The following is a 6662-nucleotide window of genomic DNA, read 5'->3' on the forward strand; positions in this document are numbered from 1 at the left end:
GGGACGCAGCGCAAGCGATCGCAGGGAAGCCAGTGGCAACCAGAGGGCTCTAAAGCATCCTATACTGTTGCGGCTGTCCGAATCACGAGGAACCTGCCGCTTATGTCTGAGCTTCTCCCTTTGCCTTCCCTCCAAGACCGGGTGGCTGTGGTCACCGGAGCCAGCCGGGGCATTGGCCGGGCGATTGCCCTGCACCTGGGGGCCATTGGAGCAAAAGTGGCGATCAACTACGCCCGCTCCGCTGCCGAAGCCGAGTCCCTGGTGGAGGAGATCGCGGCCCTGGGGGGAGAAGGGATCCCTGTGGCCGCCGATGTGTCTTGCCCAGAGGCGGTGGAGAGCCTGTTTGCCCAGGTGATGGAGCGGTGGGGTCGGGTGGATGTGCTGGTGAACAATGCCGGCATGGCCCGCGACACCCTGCTGCTGCGCATGAAGCCAGAAGATTGGCAGGCGGTGCTGGATCTCAACCTGACGGGGGTCTTTCTCTGCCTGAAGACAGCTGCCAAGATCATGGTGAAGCAGCGCCAGGGGCGCATCATCAACATCACCTCGGTGGTGGGCTTGGTGGGCAATGCCGGCCAGGCCAACTACAGCGCCGCCAAAGCAGGGGTGGTGGGCCTCACCAAGACAGCAGCTCGCGAGCTGGCCAGCCGCAACATCACCGTCAACGCCGTGGCACCGGGGTTCATCACCACCCAAATGACCGAAAAACTGGATCCTGGCCCGATTTTGGCGCAGATCCCCCTGGGGCGACTGGGATCCCCGGCAGAAGTGGCAGGGCTGGTGCGTTTTTTGGCGGCAGATCCGGCGGCGGCCTACATCACAGGACAGGTTTTCGCCATCGATGGCGGCATGGTGATGAGTTGAGCCTTCTACCACGCCAGGGCTAGGCCATCGGCACGAGGTTCGGAAGCTGCAATGAAGTGATCCCCATCCCGCAAGAGGATCTGTCCCCGGCCAAAAAGGCCGTAATCCTCTTCTGCCTCCACCACCTGCACTGCATGGCCGCGGGCGGAGAGTTCGCGCACCACCTGGGGCGGCACCGTGCTCTCCAGCGCCACCTGCGGGATCCCCTGATCCCACAGCACTCGCCAGCGGGGCGCATCCAGAGCCGCCTGGGGGTTCAGGCCGTAATCCACCAAATTCACCACCACCTGCACATGGCCTTGGGGCTGCATTGCCCCCCCCATGACACCAAAAGGGCCGAGGGGGATCCCTTCTCTGGATAGAAAAGCGGGGATGATCGTGTGGTAGGGGCGCTTGCGGGGGCCCACCTGGTTGGGATGGCCGGGCTCCAGGGTGAAACCCGTGCCGCGGTTGTGGAGAGCAATGCCCGTGCCCGGAACCAGCAGACCACTGCCGAAGCCATCGAAATTCGACTGAATCAAAGACACCATCAACTCACCATCAGCTGCAGCCAGGTAAACCGTTCCCCCCTCCGGCAGCCCTGGCTGGGCCAGGGGGATCGCCTCCCTCCCGATCAACTGCCGCCGCCGCTGTGCATAAGCCTTATCCAGCATCTGGGCAGGACTGACCCGCACATACTCCGGATCCGCCACCTGTCGGCTCACATCGGCAAAGGCCAGCTTCATTGCTTCAATCTGCAGGTGATAGCGCTCGCCGGCATCGTAGGAGATCCGACCCAGCTCAAAACCCTCCAAAAGGTTGAGCGCCATCAAAGCGGCAATGCCCTGCCCGTTGGGGGGGATCTCCCAGACGGTGTAGCCGCGGTAATCTGTATGGATGGGTTCCACCCAATCGGCCCGGTGCTGGGCCAAGTCAGCGGGGGACAGGAAGCCGCCCGTGGCCTCCGAGAAAGCCAGCAACTTCTCCGCCAGCTCCCCCCGGTAAAAACTCTCCCCACCGCTACGGGCAATCTCTTCTAGGGTTTGAGCATGCAGGGGGCTGCTCCAGCGCTCTCCAGCCCGTGGGGCACGCCCTTGGGGAAAGAAAACGGCCTTGAAGGCCTCGTGGCGGGGATCTGGCAGGGGCAAATAGATGGACTCCGCCGCCTGCCACAGTTGGGCCACCCGGGGAGAGACCGGAAATCCCTCTTGCGCCAGACGAAGGGCAGGCACAAACAGACGCTCGAACGGCAGCTTTCCCCAGCGCCGGTGCAAGGTCTGCCAAGCGGAAACTGCCCCCGGCACCGTCACCGCTAACCAATCGTAGGGGGGGATCCGCCCATAGTCCCGGTACCGCTCCGGCGTCAGGGCGGCTGGGCTGCGACCGGAAGCATTCAACCCGTACAGCTGACCCTCCTCCCCCCCCTCCCACACCAGAGCAAAGGCATCGCCGCCAATGCCATTGGAGGTTGGCTCCACCACCGTCAAAGCCACCGCCATTGCCACGGCTGCATCCACAGCATTGCCGCCCGCCCAGAACATCTCCATGCCCGCCATTGCCGCCAAAGGTTGGCTGGTGGCCACGGATCCCTGTCTGCCCATCACCACCCGTCGCCGCGAAGCAAACGGATAGCGATCCAGGGCCTGCCGCAAAAAAGTGGGTGCTGGCATATCGCTACGCGACGCTCTCGCGAATGGGCTGGGCTCCCTACACAGGCAGGTTATCGCTACGCGACGCTCTCGCGAACAGGAGTGCGGCCAACTCCGCAAAGCTGTCCACCACCACATCTGCCCCGGCGTGGCGCAGTTCCTCGGCGGTGAAAGCCGTCGTGAGGCCCACCGCAAAACAGCCAGCCCCCTTAGCGGCGCGGATCCCATGGGTAGAATCTTCAATCACCCAACACAACGCCGGATCCAACCCCACAGCGGCAGCCGTTTTCAGGTAAGGCTCTGGGTCGGGCTTGGCCCGCTGAATGTCTTCGGCGGTAATCACCGCGTCAAACCAGCGGTGCAGGTCGAAGCGCTGGAAAATCTGCGCTTGATCCCGGCGGATGGCCGAAGTGGTGACGGCCAGGGCAGAAAAGCGCTGGCGGCTGGCCGCCAAAAACTCCAGCACCCCCGGCACCAGGGGTACCTCTGCCAGCAGCTCGCCAAAAGCCTTGGCCTTTTCCTCGATCAAGCGCTGCACCAGCAGGGGCCGTTCTGCAGGTGGGGTGTCCGTCTGGTGTTGGACAAGGTACTCGAACATGTCGCGGTCGGTGCGCCCCTTGAACTGCAGGGAGATGGGGGCCAAATCCAGGGATAGGTGGCAGCGTTGCAGGGCAATGGCCCCGGCGCGGGCATGGATTGGTTCCGAATCCACAATCACCCCGTCCATATCGAAGAGCAAGCCGGCAGTCACGTCAGCCTTCCCCTGTTGTAGGCACAGCACTTTGGATTGCATAGACATTATCGCTACGCGACGCTTTCGCGAATGGGCAACCACGGGACAGGGATCCTCTTAACAACCCTACTGCCCCGTCTCCATCCCCCACCCGCAGAAGCGGCTGGTGATCTGCCAAATGGGATCCAACACATCGGTCAGGGCGTGGTCGCTCTCCACCGCCACCAGTTGGGCCCAGGGGCGACGGGCCACATAGTCTCGACTGGCTTGAATGGGGATGGTGTCGTCTTGGATCCCGTGCACAATTAGGGTGGGCACAGGCCGTCGTAACCCCCCATCCGGGTAGCGCTGGGCATCGGCGACAAAGCCGTACTCCAAAGGGAGAGGGCGGCCTTCTCCGTAGTGAAACACCATGAGCTGTCCGGTTCGCTGCCAAGTCTCCACCGCCTCTGCCCCCAGCCGCGGCAGCCAATGGCCTAAAAAGCCAAAAGCCGGCGCCAAAAGCACCAAGCGCTGCACGCAAGGTTGTCGTTCGGCAACCCAAGCAGCCACCAGGCCCCCCAAGCTAGAGCCGATGAGGGTGACAGGGGGGTAGTTCATCTCGGCAAGCTGGCTGGAAACCTGCTGGATCTGGCGGGTCAGGGTGAGCTGGGCAAAATTGTCCTGGTTCAGATCAGGCACCTGAACAGGGATCCCCACCTGCTGCAGCCGCTGCCGAAAGAAAGTTGCCTTGGCCGACTGCGGCCCAGAGCCGAATCCATGCAGGTAAATCGCCAACACGGAAAGGGATCCCTATGGCCCTGTGGCTGCCGAGAGCCAGCCCGCCCCCAACACCACGCTGATGGAGAGGAAAAGGGTCGCTACCGTCCAGGTGATGCGGTTGAGGTTTTGCTCAGCACTCTTGGAGCTGGAGAACAGCTGGGCCTGCCCGCCAATGCCCGCCAACCCATCCCCCTTAGGGCTGTGCAGCAGCACCAAGATCACCAGCAAGATGGCCGAAGCCGACCAGAGAAACTCGAAAAACGCTTCCATCGCAGCGGATCCCTGTAGGGCAAGTTGCTAAGGCCATTATCGCTTGGAACCGCATCTTAGCGCACCCTGTCTCGGCATCGCTCCCATTTCAAACTCAACTCGTTCAAACTCAACTCGGCAGGCCCAGACCCATCTACTTGCTTCTCAGGTGGAACGGGTGCTGCTCCTTCTGGGGGTGTTGCTTTGCCTCAAAAAACGACCCCAAACGGGGCCGCCCGGTCTTTATCCAGCCCTTATGGAGATCTCCAGTGGATCCCCACCTCACCTACAAGGGCAAACAGTATTCACCTCAGTAGCTTACGCCCCGGTAGGTCAGGGGCTGATGAGGGTGAGGCATCGCTTTCTTGCTGGTGTGGTGCACACAGAAGGTTTGACCGCGATACTGAGCCTGCAACTCCTCATCGCTGAGCTGAGTATGCGCGGGAACGTAGTCAAAGGTGTTGCCACGGAAAGAGAGTTTCATATATCGCCTCCATCAACGAAGGGTTGAGTTTGTTGTCGTTGGGCCCTACGCCACGGAAAGAGTGGCGCGATTCAGTTGAGGCGCGTTCCTTCGGGAAGACCCCTACTTCCGTCTCTGCACAGCTCCAGGCCACTGGTGAGCCAACTGCAGAGGTGAACGATTTATCCTATGTCTGTATCATAACTTACGGTTTTGCAGGTTTTTTGGGGGATTTATAGAAATTTAATCCGGCCATACCCGCAAAAGGGATCCCTTGCCGTCGGCTCTTCCGCGGCTTCTCGGGCCTGACTGGGCAATCACCTATGCACTTTTCGGAATAGATTGCCGCAACCGGTTCCGGGCCCAGGGCACCAATCCCATATTCGGCCAGTCTCCGCAAAATTCTGATTTCTTCTATTTCACCGCCTGCGCAAGTGCCTGCAGCCCTGCTCGCAGACGTTCCTCGATGTCGGCCTCTAGCTGTAGTGTTCCGGCAGCGTCGAACTGAATTTGAGAACTCAGGATATAAACCCCTCTCAGGATGTGGGTTGCCCCCATCACCGCCAGCACAGGTTTCATCGCAAAGTCGATGGACAGCAGATGGGCCAGGGTTCCCCCGGTGGCAATGGGGAGAATCACTTTACCGGTAAAGGCGTCTTGATCCAGCAAATCCAGCAGTGCCTTCAACACACCTGGATAGGAGGCTTTGTAAACGGGAGCAAAGATGACGATCCCGGTAGCTTGGGCCACCTTTTGCTGAATTGCCTTGAGTTGAGGGCTATCGAACTTGGCCAGTGCCAGATCCTCTGGGGGCAAATCCCGCACCGAAACAAACTGAGTGGTCAATCCCAGATCGGACAGGATCCCGGCAGCGTGATGTAAAACGGCTTCTGAGCGAGAAGGAGTGCTGGGACTACCGGAGAGCAGGAGGATGCTGGACATAGGCCGCAGACAGAATACTGCCTCAGTTGTACCAGGGATCCCATGTGAAAGATGATTAACCCACTCTCGCCCTGCCCCAGCATGCACGATAGCTTTGTCTCTCGACGTCATTCCCTGCTGGTCAAATTGCGGGCAAAATATGCCCCCCGACTCCCCACCTACTCAAGGGGTCGGGAACGTGATAGGTTAGATTCAGCAAGGGTTTCAGCTTGCTAAACTTGAGATTGATTTACGCGGGCGTAGTTCAGTGGTAGAACGCTAGCTTCCCAAGCTGGATGTCGTGAGTTCGAGTCTCATCGCCCGCTTTCCCCAACCAACCGGCAAAACCCGCTTTCCGCAAGCATTCCCGGGCTTGGCCTAGTCCGGGAAATCAATGAGCTCAAGGTAAAAAGGGGTAGTTCGGGGTCAGTAAGATCTCCTTGGCCAGTGCCCAGTTAGGCAATGAAGCATGCAACTTTACGAGTACGACTTCTATGCCTGGACGCAAAAGCAAGCCGCACTGCTGAAATCGGGGCAGTGGGATCAACTGGATATCGCCAACTTGGTGGAGGAAATCGAGGCTTTGGGCAGGCAAGAACGCCGGGAATTGCTGCACCGGCTGGGGATCCTGGTAGGGCATTTGCTGAAGTGGCAATTGCAACCCCACCTGCGAGGCAAAAGTTGGCGGGCAACGATTACCGAACAACGCCGCCAGATCCAGCGATTGCTCAGAGACAGTCCCAGCCTCAAGCCCGATCTTTCGGCAGCCCTGCAAGAGGCTCACCAGGACGGGATCCTGTTGGTGGTGAGAGAAACACCATTGTCTGAAGCAGATCTGCCTGCCCAGTGTCCCTACACATTTGAGCAGGTGATGGATCCCGACTTTTATCCTGGCAAGGAAGATCCCCAGTAAACTACCCGACACCCGCGCTACGCGCAGGGTGCGGGCTTTATCCCAATCCCTAGCGGCCCCAGAGGACAGCTAAGTTTCGGAATTTCAGGCGAGTTTACAGTCGCCCCAAGGAGAGAGATTACTTGAGCA

The 6662-nt window shown here is 60.0% G+C and carries 8 protein-coding genes, 1 tRNA gene and 1 riboswitch; of the genes, 3 read left to right on the forward strand and 6 right to left on the reverse strand.

What is annotated here, in order from left to right; translation table 11 throughout:
• Nucleotides 1-102: 102 nt before the first annotated feature.
• Nucleotides 103-864, forward strand: a complete 762-nt coding sequence (gene fabG, locus ACVWXW_RS09225; protein ID WP_457403619.1) for a 3-oxoacyl-[acyl-carrier-protein] reductase — start codon at nt 103-105, stop codon at nt 862-864.
• 5 nt (nt 865-869) lie between these two features.
• On the opposite strand, the gene ACVWXW_RS09230 is transcribed toward fabG, so the two are convergent.
• From ACVWXW_RS09230 to ssuE, 6 genes are all read right to left on the reverse strand, one after another.
• Nucleotides 870-2513 (reverse strand): gamma-glutamyltransferase family protein, encoded by a 1644-nt coding sequence (locus ACVWXW_RS09230; protein ID WP_457403621.1) that lies wholly within the window; start codon nt 2511-2513, stop codon nt 870-872.
• 37 nt (nt 2514-2550) lie between these two features.
• The gene (locus ACVWXW_RS09235; RefSeq protein WP_414343669.1) at nt 2551-3285 is read right to left on the reverse strand and encodes an HAD family hydrolase; all 735 of its coding nucleotides are present in this window, start codon (nt 3283-3285) and stop codon (nt 2551-2553) included.
• Nucleotides 3286-3351: 66 nt separating this feature from the next.
• On the reverse strand, nt 3352-4005 hold the full coding sequence (locus ACVWXW_RS09240) for a YqiA/YcfP family alpha/beta fold hydrolase (protein ID WP_414343667.1): 654 nt from the start codon (nt 4003-4005) through the stop codon (nt 3352-3354).
• 12 nt (nt 4006-4017) lie between these two features.
• Entirely contained in the window at nt 4018-4257 is a 240-nt protein-coding gene (gene secG / locus ACVWXW_RS09245; RefSeq protein WP_011433676.1) for a preprotein translocase subunit SecG, read from the reverse strand.
• A gap of 289 nt (nt 4258-4546) precedes the next feature.
• Nucleotides 4547-4720: a DUF4278 domain-containing protein gene (locus tag ACVWXW_RS09250; RefSeq protein ID WP_083757650.1), complete on the reverse strand. Its 174-nt coding sequence runs from the start codon at nt 4718-4720 to the stop codon at nt 4547-4549.
• Between the two features lie 79 nt (nt 4721-4799).
• Nucleotides 4800-4881: riboswitch (Glutamine riboswitch) on the reverse strand.
• 232 nt (nt 4882-5113) lie between these two features.
• Nucleotides 5114-5641: an NADPH-dependent FMN reductase gene (gene ssuE / locus ACVWXW_RS09255; protein WP_457403623.1), complete on the reverse strand. Its 528-nt coding sequence runs from the start codon at nt 5639-5641 to the stop codon at nt 5114-5116.
• Nucleotides 5642-5874: 233 nt separating this feature from the next.
• Between ssuE and ACVWXW_RS09260 the strand changes: the two genes are divergently transcribed.
• Nucleotides 5875-5946, forward strand: a tRNA-Gly gene (locus ACVWXW_RS09260).
• A gap of 143 nt (nt 5947-6089) precedes the next feature.
• Nucleotides 6090-6533 carry a DUF29 domain-containing protein gene (locus ACVWXW_RS09265; RefSeq protein WP_011433679.1) on the forward strand — a complete coding sequence of 148 codons (444 nt, stop codon included), beginning with the start codon at nt 6090-6092 and terminating at the stop codon, nt 6531-6533.
• Nucleotides 6534-6662: the final 129 nt, after the last annotated feature.

It is taken from the genome of Thermostichus sp. MS-CIW-30 (assembly GCF_054058015.1).